The organism is Luteibacter sp. ME-Dv--P-043b, from assembly GCF_030209605.1.
Classification (GTDB): Bacteria; Pseudomonadota; Gammaproteobacteria; order Xanthomonadales; family Rhodanobacteraceae; genus Luteibacter.
This window is the reverse complement of record NZ_JARVRT010000026.1, coordinates 36,744-58,409: the sequence shown is the minus strand read 5'-3', so window position 1 is coordinate 58,409 and position 21,666 is coordinate 36,744. Positions and strand designations below refer to the sequence as shown.

Sequence of the window (21,666 nt, the reverse complement as noted above, 5' to 3'; positions counted from 1 at the left end):
GAGGCGGTGGGTTGCGCGAGTGTTTCTTAAGATATATCGTACGATCACTACGTACGATATATCTGGAGTACTCCCATGCACTTTTTCCATCACGCCAAACACCACTTCCACGACACGATGGCCGCCATGGCCATGGGCCGCGGGGGTCCGGGCGGTCGCTTCGGCGGCGGCCCGTTCGGTTTCGACGATCGCGGTGACGGCATGCGCGGTGGCCGCGGCGGCGGTCGCTTCGGCGGGCGCATGTTCGGCCACGGTGACCTGCGCCTCCTGCTGCTGGCCCTGATCGAGGAACAGCCGCGCCATGGCTACGAGCTGATCCGCACCATCGAGGAGATGTTCGAAGGCCAGTACAGCCCCAGCCCGGGCGCCATCTACCCGACCCTGACCATGCTCGAGGAACTGGGCTATGCGCGGGTCGAGGCGGAAACCGGCGGCAAGAAGCTCTATGCCATCACCGAAACCGGTAGCGCCTTCCTTCGCGACAACCGCGACACGCTGGAAGCCCTGACCGAGCGCCTTCAGGTGATGTCCCGGCACATGCGCCGGATGAGCGTACCCAACGAGGTGCGCGAGGCCATGCACACGCTGAAGCACCAGCTCGTCAACCATCACAAGGGCTGGGACGACGCCGAGCTCAAGCGGGTCGCTCAGCTGATCGAGGCCACGGCCCGGGCCATCGCGGAGCGCAACGCATGAACGGAACCGTCGCGCGCCACGCCATCACCCGTGTCCGCCATACGCTCAAGGCACGCCGCCTGACGGTCTCACGCGTGCAGAACCTCTCCCCGCGCATGGTCCGGGTCACCCTCACCGGCGACGACCTGGAGGGCTTCGTCACCGCCTCGCCCGACGACCACGTGAAATTGTTCTTCCCCGTGGAAGGCGGCGTGATCAACGCGCCGACGATGACGCCGGAAGGTCCCGTCTACCCGGAGGGCGTCACCCCCTCGCCCGCCCGCGATTACACGCCACGGCGCTACGACGCGGCCCGTAACGAGCTGGACATCGATTTCGTCCTGCATGGCGAGGGTCCGGCGTCCACCTGGGCCGAGCAGGTGCGGGTCGGCGACACGATCGGCCTGGGCGGGCCACGCGGTTCCATGATCGTCCCCGACGACTTCGACCACTACGTGCTGGTCGGCGACGAAACGGCACTGCCGGCCATCGGCCGCTGGCTCGAAGAGATGCCGGCCACCACGCCGGTCACGGTGCTGGTGGAAGTGGCGGCCGGCGAGGAACGCCAGGTACTGGCCCGCAACGTGCACTGGTTCATCCGTGGCGCGTCCACGCCGTCGCTCGACGAGATGCTGGCCGTGTTGCCTATCCCCGCCGGCGATACCTTCTGGTGGGTGGCGGTCGAATCCGCTCGGGCGCGCAAGCTCCGCACCCTGCTGGTGGAGACGCGCGGCATCGACAAGGACTGGGTCAAGGCGACCGGCTACTGGCAGGCCGAGTGAGGCCGCACCGGCGCGACGCCATCGTGCTCGGGGGCCACGCCGGGCCCCCGAACCTTAATCGCACCCTGTCATGAACACATAACCTTGTCGGCCTTCACGTTAACTCTGTCGCTGTTATGGGAGTGGAGGCTGAACGATGCGGCGTGGAAGGAAAATACTGGCGTGGGTGCTCGGGATCGTCATCCTGCTCATCGTGGCGATCATCCTGTTCATCGCGTTCTTCGACTGGAACCGGCTGAAGCCGACCATCAACGCCAAGGTGTCCGAGGCCATCGGCCGCCCCTTCGCCATCAACGGCGACCTCTCCGCGCACTGGTCGCGTGAGCCCGGCGAAAGCGGGTTGACCAGCCTCGTCCCGTGGCCCCACTTCGAAGCGCGTGACATCACCGTGGCCAATCCGGACTGGGCGAAGACGAAGCAGTTCGCCACGCTGGACTCCCTGCAATTCCGCCTGTCGCCCTTCCCGCTCATCTCCCACCGCATCGTGGTGCCGGAGATCCGCCTGGGCCAGCCGAAGATCGACCTTCAGCGCGTGAAGAACGGCGACGACACCTGGACGTTCAAGCTACCCGAGAGCTCCGGCCCGTCGGAATGGCAGCTGGAACTCAACGCCATCGTGTTCGACAAGGGCCACATCGACTTCAACGATGCGCAGACCCAGATCGTCATGGGCATCGACGTGACCCCCTTGGCCAAGGGCATCCCGTTCGACCAGATCATGGCGCAGCAGGAGACCGACTCGCGCACGCAGGCGAAGAAGACCACCGGTGCCAGCGCGAAGACGATGGCCAAGAGCGATGCGGACGAAAAGGACCGCAACGACGAGACCAAGAAGAAGCAGGTCTACCTGTTCGCCTGGGATGCCAAGGGCACCTACAAGAAGGCCACGGTGACCGCCACGGCGAAGACCGGTGGCGTGCTGGCCCTGCGCGACGCGACCCGGCCCTTCCCCGTGGCCGCCGATGCCCGCTTCGGCGACACGCATATCGCCTTCGTCGGCACGCTGACCGACCCGGTCAACATGGGCGCGCTGGATATCCGCCTGTGGTTGTCGGGCACGAGCATGTCGCACCTGTACGACCTGACCGGCGTCACCCTGCCGGACACCCCGCCTTACGCCACCGAAGGCCACCTCACGGCGAACCTGAAAAAGGGTGCCAGTGTTTTCACCTACGACCATTTCACCGGCCGTGTCGGCGGCAGCGACCTCGGCGGCAGCCTCACCTTCAACACCGGCGGCGCCCGCCCCAGCCTCACCGGCGCGCTGAAGTCCAACCAGCTGCTCTTCAGCGACCTGGCACCGCTGATCGGCGGCGGCTCCAACAAGGAAAAGACCGAGCGTGGCGATGCGGTCAGGCAGCCCGACGACAAGGTGTTGCCGGTGGAACCGTTCAAGACGGACCGCTGGAACGCGATGGACGCCGATGTCGAATTCACCGGGGTGAAGATCGTCCACGGCGAGCGCCTGCCGATCGACAACCTGTACACGCACCTGGTCCTGAAGAATGCCGTGCTGACCCTCGACCCGCTGAAGTTCGGCGTGGCCGGCGGCACTGTGGGCAGCAACATCAAGCTGGACGGTTCGAAGACACCGATGACCGGCGGCTTCAATCTCGGCGCCCGTCACATGAAGCTGAAGGAGCTGTTCCCGAGCTTCGAGCCGATGAAGACCAGCTTCGGTGAACTCAACGGCGATGCCTCGCTCACGGCCACCGGCAATTCCCCGGCCGCCCTGCTGGGCAGCTCCAACGGCGAGGTGAAGCTGCTGATCAACGATGGCGCCATCAGCAGTTCGCTGCTGGAGTTGGCGGGCCTCAACGTGGGCAGCTATGCCGTCAACAAGCTGTTCGGCGACGAGGTGGTCAAGATCAACTGCATGGCCGCGGACCTGGTGACCACGCACGGTGACATGGAGTCGAAGCTGTTCGCGTTCGATACGGAAAAGGCGCTGATCAACGTTACCGGCGACATCGACTTCAAGACCGAGAAGCTCAACCTCGACATCGTGCCGCATACCAAGGGCTTCCGCCTGTTCTCGCTGCGCTCGCCGCTGTACGTGCACGGCACGATGAAGAACCCGTCGGTGGGCGTGCATGCCGGCCCGCTGATCCTGCGTGCCGGCGGCGCCGCCGCGCTCGCCGTGTTCGCGGCCCCGGTCGCCGCCCTGGCCGCACTGGCCGTTCCCGAAAGCGGCAAGGCCGATGCCACCCAGTGCAAGCCGCTGCTGGACGACATCCGCAGCACCCCGCCGAAGGCACCCGCCGTCCGCAAATAAGATAAGCCAGGACCCTGCCGACCGCAGGGTCCTGCTGGCGATGTCCCCCAGGCTTCGGGCAAGCTTCCCCCATGACCCCTGCCCGCAAAGCCCATCTACAGATCCACTTCTGTGTCCTGCTCTGGGGCGTCACCGCCATCCTCGGCAAGCTGATCACCCTGGCGGCGCTGCCGCTGGTCTGGTGGCGCATGCTGCTGGTCTCGGTCACGCTGCTGTGTCTTCCGCGCGTGTGGCGGTCGCTGCGTGCCCTGCCCCCTCGACTGTTGCTGTCCTACGCCGGCATCGGCGTGATCGTCTCGCTGCACTGGCTGACCTTTTACGGCGCCATCAAGCTGGCCAACGCCTCCGTTGCCGCCACCTGCATCGCCTTGTGCCCGGCGTTCCTGGCCATCGTCGAGCCCTGGGTTGCCGGTAAGCGCTTCGACGCGCGTGAACTGTTGATCGGCGCGGCCGTGGTGCCCGGTGTGGCCCTGGTGGCCGGCGGCGTGCCGGGCGAGATGCGGATTGGCCTGGCGGTGGGCGTGTTGTCGGCGATCTTTGTGGCGTTTTTCAGCGCACTGAACAAGCGGCTGGTGGACAAGGCGGATGCGCTGACCGTGACCTGTATCGAGCTGGGCAGCGGCACCCTGTTCCTCACCCTGCTGGCGCCGTTCATGGCAGGCCCGCTGTTTCCCGTGCCGGATCTGCATGACGGCGTCCTGATCGTCTTGCTGGCGTACGGGTGCACGCTGCTGCCGTTCGTGTTGGCGCTGACGGCCTTACGGCATCTCACGGCGTTTGCGACCCAGATGGTGACGAACCTGGAGCCGGTGTACGCGATCCTGCTGGCCATTCCGTTGCTGGGGGAGCAGCGGGAGCTGGGCTGGGCCTTCTACGTGGGGGTGGCGATCATCCTGGGCGCGGTGTTTGCTCATCCGTTCCTGCACCGGGGAGAGGTGGCGGGGGCGTCAGATCTGGTGGTGCCTTGAGGGGGCTTTGAGCCCTTGCCCTGAGGGGATCGGGATGGCCGACCTCGATCGCCGACATCGTCGGCTCCTACATACACATAGGCAGCGGAGCGGGAATTGGGTGGCGGTCAGGCGCGGCCGCGGGCGCGCATGGTGCGTTGGCGGCGGACGCGTTTGCCGGAGGTGCGGATGGTTTCGCGCTTGCGGGACGGTGAGGCCGCTGCGTTGCCGCGAGTCTTGGGTCGGTTCGTTTTCAGGGCGCTGGACATCTTCGGAGCGATGGACATCTTCGGGGCGCGGGACATCTTCATGGGTACTCCGGAACGGGACCGGGAGGTTCCCATGCTGGGGACCTCCCGGTGAAAAACCCGCTAAGAAGTGATCAGATCAGCTTGATCTGGCGCAGACGTTCCTGAAGATACTCGTGCGCCGTGATCGGCTCGGGGTAACGCTTCGGGTTGTCGGGGGTGACGCAGGACGGCAGCACGTCGAGCACCACGTCCGGATTCGGGTGCAGGAAGAACGGCACCGAATAGCGCGGCTTGCGCGCGTTGGCGTTCTTCGGATTGACCACGCGGTGGGTGGTGGAGGGGTACACGTGGTTGGTCAGGCGCTGCAGCATGTCGCCGATGTTGACGACGATGGCGTCGCCCTCGGTGGTGATCGGCAGCCACTCGCCTTCGCGCGTGAGGACCTCCAGGCCCTCGGCGCTCGCGCCCACCAACAGCGTGATGAAGTTGATGTCCTCGTGCGCGCCGGCGCGCTCGTTGGGCACGTCGTCGGCGACGATCGGCGGGTAGTGGATCGGGCGCAGGATGGCGTTGCCCGAATCGATCTTGTCGTCGAAGAAATGCTCCGGCAGGTCGATGTGCAGGGCCAGGGCGCGCAGCACGCGCGCGCCGAGCTGGTCCAGCGCGTCGTACAGCACGTAGCCCTTTTCCTTGAAATCGGGCACTTCCGCCGGCCAGATATTGGGCGGCATGACGTCGGCGAAGACGGAATCGCGGGGGATCTCGCGCCCGATGTGCCAGAACTCCTTGAGGTCGGCGAACTGGCTGTCCTTGGCGGTTTCCACCTTGAACGGGGTGTAGCCGCGCGCGCCACCGCCGCCGGGGATGTGGTACTGGCGCTTGACGTCGTCGGGCAGCGCGAAGAAGCGGACGAATGCGTCGTACGCCCCGTCGATCGCTTCCTTGGGGATGCCGTGGCCGCTGATGCCGCAGAAGCCGTATTCACGGTACGCCGCGCCCAGCTCGGCGACGAACGCCTCGCGGTCGGTGTCGTAGCGGCGGATATCGAGGGTGGGGACCTTCTTCATACGGCTTCCGGGTGGTTCAGGCGGCTGCCTGGGCCGCCGATTTTACGGCCTCGGCCAGTCGCGCCGCCAGCCGTTCCACTTCCGCCGCATCGGCGGCCTCGATGGTGACGCGCACCAGCGGCTCGGTACCCGAGGCACGCAGCACCACGCGCCCGCGGCCTTCCAGCACGCCTTCCACCTCGGCCAGCGCCTGCCGCACCGTCTCGCTGCCCAGGGCCTCCTTGGCGCCCGGCATGCGTACGTTGACCATCGTCTGCGGCAACTTGACCAGGCCGGCACGGGCCTCGGCGAAGGTCTCGCCGGCCTCGACCAGGCACTCCAGCAGGGCCAGCGCGGCCACGATGCCGTCGCCGGTGGTGAAGCGGTCCAGGCACAGCACGTGGCCGGAGGTCTCGCCGCCCAGGATGCCGCCGTGCTCCTTGAGTTGGCGCAACACATAACGATCGCCCACGTTGGCGCGCAGGAACGGGATGTCCATGGCGCGGAACGCGCGTTGCAGGCCGTAGTTGCTCATGGACGTGCCGACCACGGGTCCGGGCAGCGCGCCCTTGCGCTGCCAGTGGCGCGCGATGACGTAGAGCATGTCGTCGCCGTCGGTCACGGTGCCGTCGGCATCCACGATGCGCACGCGATCGCCGTCGCCGTCGAAGGCGATGCCGAGGTCCGCGCCGCGCTCGATCACCGCCTGGGCCAGCGCCGCCGGCGCGGTGGAGCCCACGCCGCGGTTGATGTTCAGGCCGTCCGGCTCCGCGCCGATGGTGGACACCTCGGCGCCCAGCTCGCGGAACACCTTGGGCGCCGCGTGGTAGGTGGCGCCGTGGGCGCAGTCCAGCACGATGCGCAACCCGCGCAGCGAGAACTCGTCGGCCACGGTGGCCTTGCAGAATTCCGCGTACTTGGTCACCGCGTCGTCCACGCGGCTGGCCTTGCCCAGGGCCTCGGAGGGCACGGTGGCGAAGTCGGCTTCCAGCTCGGCCTCGATCTCGGCTTCCAGCTCGTCGTCCAGTTTCTCGCCCTGGGCGGAAAAGAACTTGATCCCGTTGTCCTGGTGCGGGTTGTGCGAGGCGCTGATGACGATGCCGGCGTCGGCACGCAGCGAGCGCGTCAGGTAGGCCACGCCGGGCGTGGGCATGGGCCCGAGCAGGCGCACGTCGGCGCCCGAGGCGACCAGGCCGGCTTCCAGCGCGGCTTCGAACATGTAGCCGGACACGCGGGTGTCCTTGCCGATCACCACCATCACCTTGCGGTTGGGGTCGCGCCGGTCCGCGGCGGCGCCAGGCACGCGGCGCTCGGTGCCACGGCGGCGCGCCAGCACGGCGCCGGCGGCACGACCCAGGCGCAGGATGAAATCCGCACTGATCGGGTAGGTGCCCACACGGCCGCGGATGCCGTCGGTGCCGAAGTATTTGCGTTCGCTCATGGGTGGCACTTCCTTTCGTGGACCGAAAGGATACTCCTCGGCGCGGCCACGGTCGGCCCGGCCGGACGGACTAGGCCTTAGTCGTCATCCGGCCAGCGCGGCATGGACGGCGCCGCGGGCAGGGGGGCGCTGTCGCCGGCGCTCACGACCTGCCAGACGGCCAGGGCGTCCACCGTGGCCGCCACGTCGTGGACGCGGACCAGCAGCGCGCCACGCTGCACCGCGACCAGGGCCGCCGCCACCGAGCCGGAGACACGCTCGCGCGGGTCGTCCCGGCCGGTCAGGTGGCCGATCATGGATTTGCGCGACACCCCGACATAGGCCCCCGCGCCCAGTTCGGCGAAACGGGCGGTGGCCCGCAGCAGGGCGAGGTTGTGTTCGAGGGTCTTGCCGAAGCCGAAGCCCGGGTCGACCAGTACGCGGCGGCGATCGATACCGGCCAGCTCGCAGGAGAACAGCCGGTCGGTAAGGAAGCGGTGCACCTCGCCCACCACGTCGTCGTAGTACGGGGCGTCCTGCATGCCCCGCGGCTCGCCCTGCATGTGCACCAGGCACACCGGCACGCCGAGGTCGGCGGCGGTGTCCAGCGCGCCCTCGCGGCGCAGCGCGAACACGTCGTTGATCATGCCCGCGCCGGCGCCCACGGCGGCGCGCATCACCTCAGGCTTGGACGTGTCGACGGACAGCGGCACCGTGGTCGCCGCGGCCAGCCGCTCGATCAACGGCACGACGCGGCGGATTTCCTCGGCCGCGTCGACCTCCGCGGCGCCCGGCCGCGTGGATTCACCGCCGATGTCCAGCATGTCGGCGCCCTCCTCCACCAGCCGCAGCGCATGCGCATAGGCGGCGTCGAGGGTGGCGTGGCTGCCGCCATCGGAGAAGGAATCCGGCGTGGCGTTGACGATGCCGACCACGCGTGCACGGTCCAGGAGCAGCGCGCGCCCGTTGCAGTCCAGCGAGGTGGCGAAGGGGTTCATCCGCCGGCCTGCTGCGGGCCGCCCAGCGGGCCCATGAAGCGGCGGTAATGACGCAGTTCCTCGATGGAATCGCGGATATCGGACAGCGCGGTGTGTGCGGAATCCTTGTTGAAGCCGCGCGCGATCTCCGGCGACCAGCGGCGTGATAGCTCCTTCAGGGTAGATACGTCGAGGTTGCGGTAGTGGAAGAAACGCTCCAGCCGCGGCATCTCGCGATGCAGGAAACGACGGTCCTGGCAGATGGAGTTGCCGCACATGGGCGATTTGCCCGCCGGCACCCACTGGCGAAGAAACTCGATGGTGGCGGTCTCCGCCTCGCCGGGCACCGCGTCCGACTCCACCGCGCGGCCCCACAGGCCCGAGCGCATGTGCTGGTTGCGATTCCACGCGTCCATCTGCTGGAGGCGCGCGTCCGCATGCGAGATGGCGAAGACGGGGCCCTCGGCGAGGACGTTCAGGTCCTTGTCCGTCACGATCGTGGCGATCTCCAGGATGGAATCGTTGTCCGTGTCCAGACCGGTCATTTCCAGGTCGATCCAGATGAGGTTGTCTTCGTGCGCTGGCGTCATGGGAGCTCCTTCGGGTATCGCGCAGTCTAGCGGCAGCGCGCGTGGAAAGGAGGTCGACCCATGCGATGATATTGCGATGGCCGAACCGACCTTCTTCTGGCACGACTACGAAACCTTCGGCATCGATCCGCGCCGGGACCGTCCCAGCCAGTTCGCCGGCATCCGCACCGACGCCAACCTGCAGATCGTCGGCGAGCCACTGATGATCTACTGCCGGCCGCCACGGGATACTCCGCCCCAACCCGGCGCCTGCCTGGTCACCGGCATCGCGCCGCAGCTGGCCGAGCGCGAAGGCCTGCGCGAGGCCGAATTCGCCGCCGCCGTCCACGAGCAGCTGGCCCTGCCGGGCACCTGCACGGTGGGCTACAACTCGCTGCGTTTCGACGACGAATTCACCCGCCACCTTCTTTACCGCAATTTCTACGATCCATATGGCCGCGAGTGGGAAAACGGCAATTCACGCTGGGACCTGATCGACCTGGTGCGCCTGTGCCAGGCGCTGCGCCCGGAGGGCATCGTCTGGCCCACCCGCGACGACGGCACGCCCAGCTTCAAGCTGGAGCACCTGGCCGCCGCCAACGGCCTGAAACAGGACCGCGCGCACGACGCCCTGTCGGACGTGGAGGCGCTGATCGCCCTGGCCCGCCTGATCCGCCAGCGGCAGCCGAAGCTGTGGGACTGGTATTTCGCCCTGCGCCGCAAGCAGCGCGTGTTCGAACTGCTCGACGTGGCGGCGATGACGCCGGTGGTGCACGTGTCCTCGCGCTATCCGGCCAGCCGCCAGTGCCTGACTGTCATCGCTCCTCTGGCCATGCATCCGGCGCGCACGGGCGAGATCATCGTGTACGACCTCGGCGCCGACCCGGCCGACCTGCTGGCACTGGACGACGGCGACATCGCCGACCGCGTGTTCACCTCGCGCGCCGACCTGCCCGAGGGCGTGGAGCGTATCGCCCTGCGCACGATCAAGGCCAACCACGCCCCCGCCCTGGCGCCGCTGTCGGTGCTCAAGGGCGCCGACCACGCGCGGCTGGGCCTGGACATGGAGGCGGTGACGCGCCACCTGGAGGCGCTGCGCCACGCCGACGGCCTGGCCGAGAAGCTGCGGCGTGTCTACGGCCATGCCGCCACGCACGCCCCGGCGGAAGACCCCGAACTGGCTCTCTATGGTGCATTCCTGCCGGATGCGGACCGCCGCCTGCTGGCCGACGTGCGCGCCACGCCGCCGGAGCATCTGGGCACCCGCACGTTCCCGTTCCGCGATCCACGCTACCCGGAGCTGCTGTTCCGCTACCGCGCGCGCAACTGGCCGGAAAGCCTGACCGTCCAGGAACACGCGCGCTGGGAGGCCTTCCGCATCGACCGGCTCACGCGCCACGGCCCGCTGACCACGCTTACGCTCGACGACTACCGCCTCGAACTCGCCACGCTCCGTGCCCAACCCGGTGCCCCGCTGCCGCTGCTCGACCAGCTGGAAGCGTGGGGCCACGAACTGCTCTGAAGACCCATGCCGCCCACCTATTTCACGCCCGCCACGTTCCGTTTCTTCAAGTCGCTGATGCGCAACAACAACCGCGAGTGGTTCCAGGACCACAAACCGGACTACGAGCGCCACGTGCGCGAACCGTTCCTGCGCCTGATCGGCGACCTGGACGCACCGCTGAAGAAGATCAGCCCGAACTACCGTGCCGACACCCGCAAAGTGGGCGGCTCGCTGTATCGCATCCACCGCGACACGCGTTTCGCCAACGACAAGCAGCCGTACAAGGGCTGGCAGGGCTCGCGCTTCTTCCACGAGCGCCGCCACGAGATCCAGGCGCCGGGCTTCTACGTGCACATCCAGCCGGGCGAGTGCTTCGTCGGTGGCGGCATGTGGCACCCGGAGCCGCCGGTGCTGAAAAAGCTACGCGACTTCCTGGCCGACAACCCGGATGCATGGAAGCGCGCCACGCACGGCAAGGCCTTCCAGGAACGCTTCAGCTTCTGGGGCGAAAGCCTGACCCGGCCGCCCCGCGGGTTCGATCCCAACCACGAGTTGATTGCCGACCTGAAGCGGAAGAACTTCGCCGCGGGGCAAAATTTCGACGAGGCCATGGCCTGTTCGCCGGAGCTGCTGCCCTTCATCGTCGACAACTTCAAGCGACTGGCGCCGATGGTCGATTACCTGTGCGCGGCGCAGGAACTGGAATTCTGAGTGTAGGAGCGCACGCATGTGCGCGACATCGTCTCGCGGCAGCATCGGGCCTTGCACGTGAATCCGGCTGCCCGGCCCCAACACATGTCGCGCACATCGTGCGCTCCTACCAGGGTGCCGCGGCTTGAAATGGCCGCGGCCTGAAATGTAGGAGCGCACGCACGTGCGCGACATGTGTTGAGGCCATACCCCCATCCTGGCGCGTGAACCCGGCGAATCCCGTAAATCCCGTAAATCCCGTGGATCGACGCTGAGCCGTATCGCGCACGTGCGTGCGCTCCTACAGTTACCATTTCATGCATGCGCAAACGGAAACGCCAGCACATCGGCGATCGCATCCGTGCCGGCCAGCACCATCAGCAGCCGTTCGATACCCAGCGCCACGCCCGCGCAGGCGGGCATCGCATCCAGCACCGCCAGCAGCGGTTCGTCGAGCGGCACCTCGCGATCGCCGCGTGCGCGCCGCTTTTCGTTGTCGCGCACGAAGCGCGAACGTTGCTCGGCGGCGGCGTTGAGTTCGTGGTAACCGTTGGCGACCTCGTACGGCCCGATATACACCTCGAAGCGCTCCGCTACCGGCGGCTCACCGGGGCGTATGCGCGCCAGGGCGCACTGGCTCGCCGGAAAATCGCGCACCACGGTCACCCGGTCGCGCGGGAATGCGGGCTGCAGGCGGTGGGTCAGTAGCAGGTCGAGCCAGTCGTCGCGCTCCAGGCCGTCGCCGTCGATCACGGTGGTGCCTTGCAACGCGCCCTGCAGCACATCGACCGGGTCCACGAGCGGGTCGATACCCAACGCATCGTGGAACAGGCCCCGGTAGGTCGTTTCCACGATAGCGACGGTCCTGCCGGCCTGCACCAGCACGCGCTGGAGCAGGTCGATCACCTCGCGCGCCAGCCGCGTGTCGTCCCAGCCCACGCGGTACCACTCCAGCATGGTGAACTCGGGATTGTGGCGCCCACCCGCCTCGCCGTCGCGGAACACGCGGCCCAGTTCGTAGATGTCCGGCGCACCGGCAGCCAGCAGACGCTTCAGCGGGAACTCGGGCGAAGTGCGCAGCCAGCGTTCGCGCGCGCCGGCATCCACGTGGCCGCTGAACCGGGTGGTGAAGCTGCGGATGTTCGGATCGGTGTTGCCCGCGGCGGAAAGGATGGGTGTTTCCACCTCCAGCACGCCGCGCTCGGCAAAGAAGGCACGGATGTGCGCATAGGTGTCCGCGCGCAGGCGCAGTGCCGCCAGTTCGCTCACGGAGCCACCCCATGCTTGGCAAGCAACGCGATCAGGTCGGCCTCCGTCGCCACCGGCACGCCCAGTTCCTTTGCCTTGTCCAGTTTGGAACCGGCGGCTTCACCGGCGAAGACGGTGGTGGTCTTCTTCGAGACCGAGCCGGCCACCTTGGCACCGAGACTTTCCAGACGCTCGGTGGCGTCGTCGCGCTTGAGCGTTTCCATGGTGCCGGTGATCACGTAGGTCATGCCTTCGAGCGGCAACGCCGCGGCGGCCTTGGCCGGCAGCGCGGCGGCCAGCGCCTGCATGGCCGCGGCATGCGCACGGATGGCGGTGGCGTTCGCCTTGTCGCCTAGGTACGCCATGAGGTTGGACGCGGCGGCCTGCGGCACGCCGGCCACGATCCACTGGTGCTCACCGGCCTTGATCATGTCGTCGAGGTTGGCGTAGTGCCTGGCCAGGGTGGCCGTGCTCTTCGGGCCCAGTTTGGACACCTTGGCGGCATCCAGCAGCACGTCCAGGCCCAGCCGCTCGCGCAGCTTCGGCGACGGCTCGCCCTCGTCGGTGAAGGTAATGTAGCCGAGCAGCGCGTCGACAACGTCGTTGTTACCGTCCTGGCCGAAGAAGGCCTCGATCGACGTCGCGACCTCGTCACCGATATCGGGCAACACGCGCAGCACCGGCGCGGGAGCCTTGCGGACGTGTTCGATCGAGCCGAGCCAGGACGCCAGTGTCTTGGCCGTGCTTTCGCCGATATGCATGATGCCCAGGCCGAACAGGAACCTGGGCAGCGTGGTGGTCCTGCTCTTCTCAATGGCCGCAACGAGGTTGTCGGCCCACTTCGTCGCCACCTTGCCCTGCTTCACCGTCTCCGGCGTCGATCCGTCGCGCTCGTCGGCGAGGGTCTTCATCCGGATGAAGTCATCGATGGTCAGCGCGTACAGGTCGGCCGGCGTCTTCACCATGTCGAACTCGACCAGGGCGTCGACGAAGCGATCGCCCAGGCCGTCGATATCCATCGCGCGACGCGAGGCGAAGTGGATCAGCGCCTCCTTGCGCTGCGCGGCACAGACCAGCCCGCCCGAACAGCGGAACGCCGCCGCGCCCTCTTCCCGCAGCAACTCGGAACCGCACACCGGGCAGGTGGCCGGCATTCGCCACGCCACCGTGTTCGCCGGCCGGCGCTCTTCGACCACGCGGGCCACCTCGGGAATCACGTCGCCCGCGCGGCGAACGATCACGGTGTCGCCGATGCGCACGTCCAGGCGTGCCACCTGGTCGGCGTTGTGCAGCGTGGCGTTGGTCACGGTGACGCCGCCGACCTGTACGGGCGTGAGACGCGCCACCGGAGTGGCCGCACCGGTACGGCCGATCTGGATCTCGATCGCCTCCACGGTGGTCATCTGTTCCTGCGCGGGATACTTGTGCGCGATGGCCCAGCGCGGTGCACGCGAGACGAAGCCCATCTCGCGCTGGCCTTCGTAGTCGTCCAGCTTGTAGACCACGCCGTCGATGTCGTACGGCAGGCGGTCGCGCTTGTCGCCGATGGTGCGGAAATAGGCGATCAGCCCGTCGAAGCCTTTTGCCGTGGACACTTCCGGCGACACGGGAAAACCCCATTCGCGCAGTTTCGCCAGCGTGGCCGAATGCGTATCGGGCAGCTCGCCGCCATCGACACGGCCAATGGCATAGGCGAAGAACGCGAGCGGGCGCCGGGCGGTCACCGCCGGATCGAGCTGGCGCAGCGAGCCCGCCGCGCCGTTGCGCGGGTTGGCCAGCGGCTTCTCGCCCGCTTCGCGCGCCCGCGCGTTGAAGGCCTCGAAACCGGCACGCGGCATGATCACCTCGCCACGCACTTCCAGCAGGCGCGGCCAGCCTTCGCCACGCAGGCGCAGCGGAATGGCCTTGACCGTGCGCAGGTTGGCCGTTACATCCTCACCCACCGCGCCGTCGCCGCGCGTGGCGCCCTGCACGAATACGCCTTCTTCGTAACGCAGGCTGATGGCCAGGCCATCCAGCTTGGGCTCCACCGAGAACACGGGCTGGCGACGCCCCAGGGTCTGTTCGATGCGGCGCTCGAAATCGGCCACCTCGCGGTAACGCGTGCGATCGTCGTCCCCGTCCTGCTCGAACGCGTTGCCCAGCGACAGCATGGGCAGCGCATGAGCCACCTCCGCGAAGCCACCCTGCGCACGGGCACCGACGCGACGGGTGGGCGAGTCGAGCGCGGCCAGGTCCGTGTACTCGGCTTCCAGCGCTTCCAGCTCGCGCATCATGCGGTCGTACTCGGCGTCCGACAGGTCGGGCTCGTCGAGCACGTGGTAGCGATAGTTCGCATCCTCGATGCGGCGGCGCAGTTCAGCGGCACGCGCAGCTTCGGTCTCGGGGGCGGTGGGTTGCGGCATGTGCAGGGTCCGTGAGGGCGGGTGCGGGGCAGACACGACCCTGAACTGTCGGCTGAAGCTGCCGCAAATGCAAGAAGGCCATCGGCTATAATCGTGCAAACCATGCCCCCTTACGACGTCATAGACAGTACCGCGTCCACCGACGTCCACGCCCTGCCCACCGACCGACCGGCCCTCGCCCCGGCGGAGCCCTCCAGCAAGGCCCGCTATCGCGGCCTGATCTGGCTCGTGTCGGCCGCATTCTTCATGCAGGCGCTGGACGCGACGATCGTCAACACCGCCGTGCCCGCCATCTCGCAGGCGCTCGAGGTGACCCCGCTGAGCATGCGCACGGCGCTCACCAGCTACGTGCTCACCCTCGCGATCTTCATCCCGATGAGCCCCTGGCTGTGCGATCGCTTCGGCACGCGGCGGGTCTTCGGCGGCGCCATCCTGGTGTTCGCCATCGGTTCGCTGCTGTGCGGCGTGGCACAGAGCCTGCCGCAGCTGGTGGCCGCGCGCATCGTCCAGGGGCTGGGCGGCGCTGCGCTGATGCCGGTGGGACGCTACGTGCTGGTACGCAGCATCGACCGCCGCCAGTTCGTCAGCGCCATGACCACCGTGGCCACGTTCGGCCTGCTCGGTTCCGTCGTCGGCCCGCTGATCGGCGGCGCGCTGGTGGAGTTCACCAGCTGGCGCCTGATCTTCCTGATCAACGTGCCGGTGGGTATCGTCGGGCTGCTGCTGAACCGGCGAGAGATGCCCGAATACCGGCTCGAGCAGGCCCATCGCTTCGACACCACCGGTTTCATCCTGTTCGCCGGTGCGTCCGCGCTGCTGTTGATGGCGGCGGAGACGGCCGGCAGCCGCGGACACTGGCCCGAGGTGGCCGGCTACGCGGCGGCGGCGGTGGCCAGCGCCGTGCTTTACGTGCGGCACAGCCGGCGCACCGCGTTCCCGGTCAGCGACCTGTCGTTGCTGAGGGTGCGCAGCGTGTGGGTCTCGCTGGCCGGCAACCTGTTCACCCGGCTGGGCGTGTCGGGCATGTACCTGCTGCTGGTGCTGTTCCTGCAGATCGGTTGCGGCTGGTCGCCACTGGTGGCCGGCATGATGATGGTGCCGCAGGCCATCGGCTCGATCACGGTCAAGCCGTTCATCAACCGGCTGCTGACCCGGTTCGGTTACCGGCGCCTGCTGCTGGGCAACACGTTTGCCGTGTCGGCGGTGCTGTGTTCGTTCGCCCTGCTCTCGGCGGATACGCCGCCCTGGATCACCGTCATCTTCGTGTATGTCTACGGCGCGGTGATGTCGCTGCAGTACACGTCGATGAACACCTTGGCCTACGTGGACCTGGACGTCCGCGATGCATCGCAGGCCTCGTCGATGGCCTCGACCGCGCAATACCTGTCGATGAGCTTCGGTATCGCCCTGGCGTCGTTGCTCATGGCGGCGTTCCTCGGTTCGCACAACGCGCAGGGCTATGTCTGGGCCTTCCGTTGGACCGTGATCGTCCTGGGCCTGATCACGCTGGCGGCCAGCTGGATCTTCAGTCGCCTGCACGATCCGCGGACAGCGTCCGACCGCCCCGCGACGCCTGGTACGCCGTGAGTGCGTCCTCGCGGGTGGCCTTGAGGTCCACCAGCGGGCTGGGGTAACCCGAGGCCTTGAGGAACGCCTGGTCTTCCCATGGCGCGTGCACCAGCCGGCCTGGCGCGTCGCGCAGCTCGGGCACCCAGCGCCGGATGTACGCGCCGTCCTTGTCGAACCGCTCGGACTGGGTCACGGGATTGAAGATACGGAAGTACGGCGCCGCGTCCGCTCCGCTGCCGGCCACCCACTGCCAGCCCAGCGAGTTGTTGGCCAGATCCGCGTCGACCAGCGTGTCCCAGAACCACTTCGAACCCAGCACCCAGTGTTGGCGCATGTTCTTGGTCAGCAGGCTGGCCACCAGCATGCGCACGCGGTTGTGCATCCAGCCCGTGGCCCACAGCTCGCGCATGCCCGCATCCACGATGGGAATGCCGGTCATGCCTCGCTTCCAGCGGCGCAACGCATGGGCGTCGCGCGGGGCCCAGCGGAAGGTGTCGAACTTCGGGTTGAAGTTTTCCCTGGGCGTTTTCGGAAAATGGAACAGCAGGTGGTGGGCGAATTCCCGCCAGCCCAGCTGGCGCAGGTAGGGCTCGATGTCCGGCGCCTTCTTGTGTCGTGCCGCGTGGGCGCGCAGGCCCGCGGCGATCTGCAGCGGCGATATCTCGCCCCAGTGCAGGTGCGGCGACAGGCGCGAGGTGCCGTGGCGCGCCGGCAGGTCGCGCCCCTCGACGTAGTGCCCGACGGCATCGTCGGCGAAGAGCTGGAGCATGTCCTGCGCGCCCTGCTCGCCGGGCGTCCATGCGTCGAAGCCCCTGGCCCAGTCGCGCGTGGGCAGCAAGCCCAGGTCGTCCAGTGCAACGGACCCCGGCAGCGCGCCCAGGTGCATCGACGCGGGCGCCTCCACGGCAGCCACGGCATCGATGCGCGTGCGCAGGTTGCGCCAGAAGGGGGTGAACACCCGATAGGGTTCGTCCTGCTTCGTCGCGACCTCCCAGGGTTCGCACCACAGCGAGGCGTTGAACGAGGCGACGTCGATGCCGTCGGCTTCGAGGGCCTTGCGCACGGCCTTGTCACGCCGGATCACCCGCGGTTCGTACAGCCGGTTGAAGTAGACGGCCGTCGCGCCGGTGGACTCGATCGCCGCACGCAGCGCATCGAGGCTCGGCCCGTGGCCGATCTGCAGGGCGCCCCGGTGCTTGCCCAGCGAGGCATCCAGCGCCGCCAGCGAATGGTGCAGCCACCAGCGCCCGGCCGCACCCGGCGCCCATTCGCCCTCCTCGTCCGGCGCGTGGATGTAGAGCGGCACGACCCGGTCGTGCGCCGCGAGTGCCTGCACCAGGGCGGGATTGTCGGCAAGCCGCAGGTCGCGGCGGAACCACATGAGGGCGATAGTCATCGACCTAGTATCCAAGGTTTGCGTGAAGCGCGGATCGCGCTCGCCATCCATTCAGCAGCAATGCTTAGACTGGAGCCACTACGGCCCCTGTTTCCGCCGTCGATTGAGGAGTGACTCCATGCATATCAAGACGATCCTAGGCCTTCCCCTGGCCGCCCTTCTCGCCACGGCGGTAGTCGCTCCCGCGTCGGCCGCCACGCTGACCCGCAGCGACGGCATCTATGTCCGCTGCGACCAGTGCGGCGTGGTGCAGAGCATCGAGCACAACGTCGTCCAGGGCCGTGACCACGGCACCGCGGGTGCCGTCATCGGCGCCATCGCCGGCGGCGTGCTCGGCAACCAGGTCGGTCGCGGCAACGGCCGCAAGCTGGCCACGGTCGGCGGCGCTGTCGGCGGCGGCTTCGCCGGCAACGCCATCGGCAAGGGCGGCGGCAGCGAGAGCTACACCCTCCGCCTGAAGATGGGCGCCGGCGGCTACAGCAACGTGCAGGTCAAGGACGCCAGCGCCATCCGCCAGGGCGACATCGTGGTCGTCGACGAAAACGGCAACGTCTCCCGCGTCCAGTAGGAGCGCACGATGTGCGCGATCCAGGATCGCGCATAAGTGGTGTAGGAGCGCACGATGTGCGCGACCCCGGTCTACGCCACGCCAGCCTCAAGGCGACAACACCACGCTAGCACCGAAAACCCCAGAGCCGGATCCCATCCGCTCTGGGGTTTTTTCATATCAAGACCGACCCGCCACCCTCGCCGCCACCGCATCGTAAAACGACGCCGGCAACACCGCCCTCACCGGCACGCGCCACCAGTTGTCACGCGCGAAATCCCGGCACTTCACCGCGTCCTTGTCGGTCATCAGCACCGGACACCCATCGGCGAAGGTGAAGTCGTCACGGGTGAACGCGTGGTGGTCGGCGAACGGATGTCCATCCACCGTGATCCCCTGCGCTGCCAGGCTGGCGAAGAAGCGCGCCGGGTGACCGATGCCGGCGACCGCGTGCGCGGGTCGCCCGGCGAATTCCGCCAGCGGCACGCTACGCGACGGGTCGACCATGTTGACGGCGATGCCACCTTGCAGGCTCATCGCGATCTCGCCGGGCTGCGCGGCATGGCCGTTGACCACGATGAAATCCACCCGCGCCAACCGGCTGGCGGGCTCACGCAGCGGGCCCGCGGGCAAAAGGTGGCCGTTACCCAGGCGGCGCTCACCGTCGATGACGCAGATCTCCACGTCACGGCCCAGCCTATGGTGCTGCAAGCCGTCGTCGGCGAGGATCAGGTTGCACCCCGCGTCGATCAGCAGCTGCGCGGCTTCGGGGCGCTCGCGGCCGATGGCGACGGGAAAGCCGCTCTGACGGATCAGCGCAGGCTCGTCGCCGACCTTCGCCGGCGCATCCTCCGGGCCGAGCAGCCATGGGCCGCGTTCACTGCCACCGTACCCGCGGCTGACGATGCCCGGGTGGAAACCGCGCTCGCGCATGGCGTGGGCCAGCGCAACGATCAGCGGTGTCTTGCCGGTGCCACCGAGGGTGATGTTGCCGACCACCACCACGGGCACCGACAGCCTGATCACGGCCGAGGGATCACGGCGAAAGCGCCGCGCGCGCTGGCGCACCACGGCGCGGTACAGCGCCTCCAGCGGACGTGTCCACAGCGGGGGTGACCCACCGCCGTACCACCGTCGCTGCAGGGAATCGCCAAGGGCCACGGTCAGCCCTCGGACGGCTGCTCGTGGAACTGCATCCGGTGCAGCGCGGCGTACTGGCCCTGCTTGTCCAGCAGCTGCCGGTGCGTGCCCAGTTCGATGATGCGGCCCTGTTCCATCACGGCGATCTGATCGGCGTGCTCGATGGTGGACAGGCGGTGCGCGATCACCAGCGTGGTGCGATCGCGCATGAGACGGGTCAAGGCGTCCTGGATCAGGCGCTCGGATTCGGTATCCAGCGCGCTGGTGGCTTCGTCCAGCACGAGGATCGGTGCGTTCTTCAGGATGGCGCGCGCGATGGCGATGCGCTGGCGCTGGCCGCCGGACAGCGAGTTGCCACCCTGCCCGATCTGCGTGTGCAGCCCCTCGGGCAGCCGCTCGATGAACTCCATCGCGTTGGCCGCGCGGGCTGCCGCCACGATGTCGTCCTCGGAGGCGCCGGCCATTTCGCCATAGGCGATGTTGGCGGCCACCGTGTCGTCGAACAGCACGACGTGCTGGCCGACCCAGGCGATCTGCCGGCGCAGCGAGGCCAGGGTGTACTGCGCGTAGTCGCGGCCGTCGAGCAGGATGTGCCCCTCGGTCGGCTCATAGAAGCGCGGCAACAGGCTGACCAGGCTGGACTTGCCACTGCCCGAGCGCCCCACCAGCGCCGTGACGGTGCCCGGCGCGCAGACCAGGTCGACGCCACGCAACGCCATATGGTTGTTGCGCTCGTAGACCAGCCGGACGTTCTCGAAGCGGAGATCGCCGCGGGTGCGCACGAGGGGCTCTGTGCCGTTATCGACTTCCGCCGGCTCGTCGATGATGGCGAACAGGTCTTCCGCGGCGCTGACGCCCTTCTGCAGGTTGGACTGGATGCCGGCCAGGCGCTTGAGCGACGGCAGCATGCCGCCCATGGCCGTGAGCACCGCCGTGAACACGCCGGGGGTGATGGTCTCGATGACGCCGGGGCGCGTGCCCAGGAACACCAGCGTGGCTAGCGCCATGGCGCCGACGGTCTGGATCGTGGCGCTGGACGCCGCACTGGTGGCCGACACCTTGAGGTTGAGCCGGCGCTGGCGATCGGCGATGGACGCAAAGCGGTCGCCTTCGCGCGCCTGCCCGCCGTAGATGCGCACCTCGCGATTGGCCGCGACGGCTTCTTCCACGGCGCTGGTCACCGTGCCCATGTTGCCCTGGATGCGCTTGCTGATCTTGCGGTAGCGGCGGCTGATCACGGTGACGATCACCACGACGCACGGCACCAGCACCAGCAGCGCCATGGCCAGGTAGGCGCTCTGGTAGAGCATGACCGACAGCAGGCCGACTACGGTCAGGCCCTCGGTCACCGCCACCTTGAGCGAATCCGACGACGCCGCTGCCACCTGCTCGCTGGTGTAGGTGATGCGCGAGATCTGCTGGCCCGACGGCTCCTTGGCGAAGAACGTGGACGGCAGGCGCAGGTACGCCGCGAACACGTCGATGCGGATGGCCTGCACCACGTTGCGACCGACATAGGCGATGCCGTAGTCGGTGCAATAAGACGCCACACCGCGCACCGCGAAGATGCCGATGATCCAGATGGGCATCCAGAAGATCGTGTGCGCGTCGCGTGCGATGAACAGGTTGTCGATCAGCGGCTGCAACAGGTTGGTGAACAACGACAGGCAGGCCGGATCGATGATCATGCCGACGATGGCGACGATACCCGCCGCGCGATAGCGCCGGGTGTAGCCGAGCAGGCGCTTGTAGGTCTGCCAGGTCCGGGCATCCCAGACCGACGTGCGGGAGCTGTTCACGGCTTGGCAGTCCCTTCGGAAGGCGTCGTGGCGATGGACAGCCGCGTGAAGCCGACCTGGCCCAGCGCATCCATGGCGCGCACGACGTTCTGGTGGGGCGTCATCGCATCGGCACGGATCACCACCAGGCGGTTGCGGTCGTCGCCGGCGGCGCGCTGGATGGCCGTCTTCAGGGGCTCGATGCCCTCGCCCATCACTTCGTCGCTGCCCACGGCGTAATGGCCGTCACGGTCGATGACCACGTTGAGTGCGTTGTCCGTGCCCTCGCGCGCCTCGCCATCCGCCTTGGGCAGGTCGACCTTGAGCCGGGAGTGCTGGACGAAAGTGGTACTGAGCACGAAGAACATCAGCAGGGTGAGCAGGACGTCGATCAGCGAGATTACGTTGATCTCGAAGTCGTCCTCGCGACGGGAGCCGATGCGCATG

General features: G+C 67.9%; 19 protein-coding genes. 8 read left to right on the top strand and 11 right to left on the bottom strand.

Annotated features, from left to right (window positions below; genetic code table 11):
* The first annotated feature begins 75 nt into the window (after positions 1–75).
* The 4 genes from QRN34_RS14330 to QRN34_RS14315 all read left to right on the top strand — a co-directional run bounded on the left by QRN34_RS14330 (position 76) and on the right by QRN34_RS14315 (position 4,700).
* Entirely contained in the window at positions 76–696 is a 621-nt protein-coding gene (locus tag QRN34_RS14330; protein ID WP_081916663.1) for a PadR family transcriptional regulator, read from the top strand.
* Positions 693–1,457 (top strand): siderophore-interacting protein, encoded by a 765-nt coding sequence (locus tag QRN34_RS14325; protein ID WP_285405404.1) that lies wholly within the window; start codon positions 693–695, stop codon positions 1,455–1,457. Before QRN34_RS14330 ends, QRN34_RS14325 begins: the two co-directional genes overlap by 4 nt.
* A gap of 136 nt (positions 1,458–1,593) precedes the next feature.
* Entirely contained in the window at positions 1,594–3,732 is a 2,139-nt protein-coding gene (locus QRN34_RS14320; protein WP_285405403.1) for an AsmA family protein, read from the top strand.
* A 71-nt stretch (positions 3,733–3,803) separates the two neighbouring features.
* The gene (locus QRN34_RS14315) at positions 3,804–4,700 is read left to right on the top strand and encodes a DMT family transporter (protein ID WP_285405402.1); all 897 of its coding nucleotides are present in this window, start codon (positions 3,804–3,806) and stop codon (positions 4,698–4,700) included.
* A gap of 107 nt (positions 4,701–4,807) precedes the next feature.
* On the opposite strand, the gene QRN34_RS14310 is transcribed toward QRN34_RS14315, so the two are convergent.
* The 5 genes from QRN34_RS14310 to orn all read right to left on the bottom strand — a co-directional run bounded on the left by QRN34_RS14310 (position 4,808) and on the right by orn (position 8,963).
* On the bottom strand, positions 4,808–4,990 hold the full coding sequence (locus QRN34_RS14310; RefSeq protein WP_285405401.1) for a hypothetical protein: 183 nt from the start codon (positions 4,988–4,990) through the stop codon (positions 4,808–4,810).
* 71 nt (positions 4,991–5,061) lie between these two features.
* Complete coding sequence (locus QRN34_RS14305) at positions 5,062–5,997, bottom strand: 2-oxoglutarate and iron-dependent oxygenase domain-containing protein (RefSeq protein WP_285405400.1); 936 nt, start codon at positions 5,995–5,997, stop codon at positions 5,062–5,064.
* Between the two features lie 16 nt (positions 5,998–6,013).
* Entirely contained in the window at positions 6,014–7,417 is a 1,404-nt protein-coding gene (glmM, locus tag QRN34_RS14300; RefSeq protein WP_285405399.1) for a phosphoglucosamine mutase, read from the bottom strand.
* Between the two features lie 77 nt (positions 7,418–7,494).
* Positions 7,495–8,394, bottom strand: a complete 900-nt coding sequence (gene folP, locus QRN34_RS14295) for a dihydropteroate synthase (RefSeq protein WP_285405398.1) — start codon at positions 8,392–8,394, stop codon at positions 7,495–7,497.
* Positions 8,391–8,963 carry an oligoribonuclease gene (orn, locus tag QRN34_RS14290; RefSeq protein ID WP_285405397.1) on the bottom strand — a complete coding sequence of 191 codons (573 nt, stop codon included), beginning with the start codon at positions 8,961–8,963 and terminating at the stop codon, positions 8,391–8,393. Before orn ends, folP begins: the two co-directional genes overlap by 4 nt.
* A 76-nt stretch (positions 8,964–9,039) precedes the next feature.
* On the opposite strand from orn, the gene sbcB reads away from it, so the two are divergent.
* On the top strand, positions 9,040–10,464 hold the full coding sequence (sbcB, locus tag QRN34_RS14285; protein WP_285405396.1) for an exodeoxyribonuclease I: 1,425 nt from the start codon (positions 9,040–9,042) through the stop codon (positions 10,462–10,464).
* Between the two features lie 6 nt (positions 10,465–10,470).
* Positions 10,471–11,157 carry a DUF2461 domain-containing protein gene (locus QRN34_RS14280; RefSeq protein ID WP_285405395.1) on the top strand — a complete coding sequence of 229 codons (687 nt, stop codon included), beginning with the start codon at positions 10,471–10,473 and terminating at the stop codon, positions 11,155–11,157.
* A gap of 294 nt (positions 11,158–11,451) precedes the next feature.
* Here QRN34_RS14280 and epmA read toward each other — a convergent pair whose 3' ends face one another.
* Together epmA and ligA are read right to left on the bottom strand one after the other, a co-directional pair.
* Positions 11,452–12,405, bottom strand: a complete 954-nt coding sequence (gene epmA / locus QRN34_RS14275) for an EF-P lysine aminoacylase EpmA (protein WP_285405394.1) — start codon at positions 12,403–12,405, stop codon at positions 11,452–11,454.
* Complete coding sequence (ligA, locus tag QRN34_RS14270; RefSeq protein WP_285405393.1) at positions 12,402–14,789, bottom strand: NAD-dependent DNA ligase LigA; 2,388 nt, start codon at positions 14,787–14,789, stop codon at positions 12,402–12,404. The genes epmA and ligA overlap by 4 nt, the downstream gene beginning before the upstream one ends.
* 102 nt (positions 14,790–14,891) lie before the next feature.
* Between ligA and QRN34_RS14265 the strand changes: the two genes are divergently transcribed.
* A complete protein-coding gene (locus QRN34_RS14265) occupies positions 14,892–16,376 on the top strand; it encodes an MFS transporter (RefSeq protein WP_285405391.1) in 1,485 nt (494 codons plus the stop codon).
* Here the strand turns inward: QRN34_RS14265 and QRN34_RS14260 are convergent.
* Positions 16,315–17,754, bottom strand: coding sequence for a deoxyribodipyrimidine photo-lyase (locus tag QRN34_RS14260; protein ID WP_285405389.1), 1,440 nt, complete (start codon positions 17,752–17,754; stop codon positions 16,315–16,317). The two genes, QRN34_RS14265 and QRN34_RS14260, sit on opposite strands and share 62 nt — an antisense overlap.
* 118 nt (positions 17,755–17,872) lie before the next feature.
* On the opposite strand from QRN34_RS14260, the gene QRN34_RS14255 reads away from it, so the two are divergent.
* Complete coding sequence (locus QRN34_RS14255) at positions 17,873–18,322, top strand: glycine zipper 2TM domain-containing protein (RefSeq protein WP_285405388.1); 450 nt, start codon at positions 17,873–17,875, stop codon at positions 18,320–18,322.
* Positions 18,323–18,481: 159 nt separating this feature from the next.
* Here the strand turns inward: QRN34_RS14255 and lpxK are convergent, their stop codons facing one another.
* The 3 genes from lpxK to QRN34_RS14240 are packed head-to-tail and all read right to left on the bottom strand — an operon-like array spanning position 18,482 to position 21,665.
* Complete coding sequence (gene lpxK, locus QRN34_RS14250; RefSeq protein WP_285405386.1) at positions 18,482–19,462, bottom strand: tetraacyldisaccharide 4'-kinase; 981 nt, start codon at positions 19,460–19,462, stop codon at positions 18,482–18,484.
* Positions 19,463–19,464: 2 nt separating this feature from the next.
* The gene (gene msbA / locus QRN34_RS14245) at positions 19,465–21,240 is read right to left on the bottom strand and encodes a lipid A export permease/ATP-binding protein MsbA (RefSeq protein ID WP_285405384.1); all 1,776 of its coding nucleotides are present in this window, start codon (positions 21,238–21,240) and stop codon (positions 19,465–19,467) included.
* Positions 21,237–21,665 carry a biopolymer transporter ExbD gene (locus tag QRN34_RS14240; RefSeq protein ID WP_036141963.1) on the bottom strand — a complete coding sequence of 143 codons (429 nt, stop codon included), beginning with the start codon at positions 21,663–21,665 and terminating at the stop codon, positions 21,237–21,239. The genes msbA and QRN34_RS14240 overlap by 4 nt, the downstream gene beginning before the upstream one ends.
* Position 21,666 lies beyond the last annotated feature (1 nt).

Excerpts from the sequence above, each read along its gene's own strand:
- QRN34_RS14330 (WP_081916663.1), top strand. The coding sequence starts at position 76 with ATGCACTTTTTCCATCACGCCAAACACCACTTCCACGACACGATGGCC.
- QRN34_RS14325 (WP_285405404.1), top strand. The coding sequence starts at position 693 with ATGAACGGAACCGTCGCGCGCCACGCCATCACCCGTGTCCGCCATACG.
- QRN34_RS14320 (WP_285405403.1), top strand. The coding sequence starts at position 1,594 with ATGCGGCGTGGAAGGAAAATACTGGCGTGGGTGCTCGGGATCGTCATC.
- QRN34_RS14315 (WP_285405402.1), top strand. The coding sequence starts at position 3,804 with ATGACCCCTGCCCGCAAAGCCCATCTACAGATCCACTTCTGTGTCCTG.
- QRN34_RS14310 (WP_285405401.1), bottom strand. The coding sequence starts at position 4,990 with ATGAAGATGTCCCGCGCCCCGAAGATGTCCATCGCTCCGAAGATGTCC.
- QRN34_RS14305 (WP_285405400.1), bottom strand. The coding sequence starts at position 5,997 with ATGAAGAAGGTCCCCACCCTCGATATCCGCCGCTACGACACCGACCGC.
- glmM (WP_285405399.1), bottom strand. The coding sequence starts at position 7,417 with ATGAGCGAACGCAAATACTTCGGCACCGACGGCATCCGCGGCCGTGTG.
- folP (WP_285405398.1), bottom strand. The coding sequence starts at position 8,394 with ATGAACCCCTTCGCCACCTCGCTGGACTGCAACGGGCGCGCGCTGCTC.
- orn (WP_285405397.1), bottom strand. The coding sequence starts at position 8,963 with ATGACGCCAGCGCACGAAGACAACCTCATCTGGATCGACCTGGAAATG.
- sbcB (WP_285405396.1), top strand. The coding sequence starts at position 9,040 with ATGGCCGAACCGACCTTCTTCTGGCACGACTACGAAACCTTCGGCATC.
- QRN34_RS14280 (WP_285405395.1), top strand. The coding sequence starts at position 10,471 with ATGCCGCCCACCTATTTCACGCCCGCCACGTTCCGTTTCTTCAAGTCG.
- ligA (WP_285405393.1), bottom strand. The coding sequence starts at position 14,789 with ATGCCGCAACCCACCGCCCCCGAGACCGAAGCTGCGCGTGCCGCTGAA.
- QRN34_RS14265 (WP_285405391.1), top strand. The coding sequence starts at position 14,892 with ATGCCCCCTTACGACGTCATAGACAGTACCGCGTCCACCGACGTCCAC.
- QRN34_RS14260 (WP_285405389.1), bottom strand. The coding sequence starts at position 17,754 with ATGACTATCGCCCTCATGTGGTTCCGCCGCGACCTGCGGCTTGCCGAC.
- QRN34_RS14255 (WP_285405388.1), top strand. The coding sequence starts at position 17,873 with ATGCATATCAAGACGATCCTAGGCCTTCCCCTGGCCGCCCTTCTCGCC.
- QRN34_RS14240 (WP_036141963.1), bottom strand. The coding sequence starts at position 21,665 with ATGCGCATCGGCTCCCGTCGCGAGGACGACTTCGAGATCAACGTAATC.